The organism is Robiginitalea sp. (assembly GCF_049588695.1).
Taxonomy (GTDB): domain Bacteria; phylum Bacteroidota; class Bacteroidia; order Flavobacteriales; family Flavobacteriaceae; genus Robiginitalea.
In genome coordinates, this window is record NZ_JBAVZJ010000081.1 from 1 (window position 1) to 1895 (window position 1895).

Here is a 1895-nt window from a genome sequence, read left to right on the forward strand (position 1 = left end):
GCTACAGGTACCGGCGCGGCTTCGGGGGCTTCCTGTTTTTTGGCTTTTTCAGCTTTGCGGTCTGTTTTAAAGAAATATTCGAAACTGAACCTCCAGTACGCAGCAATAAAAAATATGAGGCCTACCCCAATCCATAAAATGCGGTTCCAGAGTAAATTTCCTTCCAGGGGCAGGAAAAAACTATTCTGCTCATAGGGGGTGAGGTACCGGGTCTGAATATCAAAAGAGTTGATGCCAAAAGGGTCGATGAGTTGAACTAAATCCTTGTTCTCGATGTCCTGGGCCAGGAAGTTGGCCAGCAAATACCCGATAAAAATGATAATCCCCCCGGAGTAGATCGAGCGGATGTTCCGTGTAAAAACGATCAGGGCAAAGAAAAGGGCACTGGCCAGCCAGAGGTTTGGAACCAAAAGGGTGAACCAGGGTTGAAAATAATTTACCAAAAGATTGGGGCCATATCGCGTGGCTTCGGTTCCAAAGGCCGGCCCGAGCATACTGCCCAGCCAGATGCCCAGCAGGGCGCCTGATGAAATAAACAAAAGGGTGACAAAAGAACCCCAGAAACGGCCCATAAAGTATCCCGTTTTGGTAATGGGATAGCTGAAGAGGTATGTCCCGGTTTTATGTTCGAGATCCCTGTAGAGGGGTACTCCCATAACGGCAGAGGCAATCAGGATACCGAAAATCGAAATCAACAGCAGCAGGTTGGCAATAACGATGGGGGCATTGTGAAAGACCTTTTCTGAGGCCGGGGTGTTTCCAAACCCGATCAGGAGCATGGGGACGATTACCAGCAGCAAAAAGTAGATCCACGTGGCAGGCCTTGTAAAACGGTATTTGAGTTCAAAAAGAAAGATATCTTTAAACATGGAGGCAGATTATATGGTGATGGGATCTACTTTTTTGGAGATATAGCTGAAGTATACATCTTCGAGCTCGCCCGGCACCGGTTCAAAGCCATTTCCGGGGTTGGAGTCGTTCTCCACCCGAAGACTGAGTTTGCCCTCTATGAGCTTGGTGGAAATGACATTGTACTCCTCCCGGTAATGCTCCAGGTCTGACTTCTCTATGGCCTTTTGATAAATTTTGCCATCTACAAGGGCCAGGCCGTCATGGGGCTTGCCCTGCATAAGGACTTCCCCCATACAAATGATGGCCATATTGGAACATAACGTATTAACGTCTTCCACAATGTGGGTGGAGAGGATGACAATAGTGTTTTCGCCAATTTCGGAAAGCAGGTTGTAAAACCGGTTTCGCTCTGAAGGATCGAGTCCTGCGGTCGGCTCATCGACGATAATCAGGCTGGGGCTGCCCACAAGGGCCTGTGCGATCCCAAAGCGCTGACGCATCCCACCGGAGTAGGTGCCCAGGGCTTTTTTACGGTCTTTGTAGAGGTTCACCCGGTTCAGGAGAAAACTCACGAGGTCTTTCCGCTCTTTTTTGTTGCCGACCCCCTTCATTTGGGCGATGTGGTTTAACATGGTCTCGGCATTAATCCTCGGATACAAACCAAAATCCTGGGGGAGGTAGCCCAGACATTCCCTGACGGCCTGTTTGTTGTTTAAAACGTCGATATCGTCCAGGGTGATGCTTCCGGAATCGGCATCCTGCAGGGTTGCGACGGTGCGCATCAGGGTGGATTTTCCGGCCCCATTCGGGCCGAGCAGCCCGAACATCCCCTGGGGGATGGTCAGTGAAACATCCTTGAGGGCCTGCACCCCATTGGAATAGGTTTTTGAAAGATTGCTGATAGTAAGTTCCATAAAAGGGAGTTGTTTGTGTAAATGCGTGGAGCGCCCGGCGCTTTAATTTTGGTTGGTTTGGAAGGAAAGATAGAGAAAAAAGCAGCTCAGGCTACTGAAGCCGCGATCAAAAAATTCAAAGACTCAGAT

The 1895-nt window shown here is 49.4% G+C and carries 2 protein-coding genes; both read right to left on the reverse strand.

What is annotated here, in order from left to right:
* Positions 1 to 869: ABC transporter permease (locus tag WBV75_RS01700; protein WP_424118925.1), on the reverse strand; the 869-nt coding region annotated here is incomplete at its 3' end.
* A gap of 9 nt (positions 870 to 878) precedes the next feature.
* A complete protein-coding gene (locus tag WBV75_RS01705) occupies positions 879 to 1766 on the reverse strand; it encodes an ABC transporter ATP-binding protein (RefSeq protein WP_424118926.1) in 888 nt (295 codons plus the stop codon).
* Between the last annotated feature and the right edge of the window lie 129 nt (positions 1767 to 1895).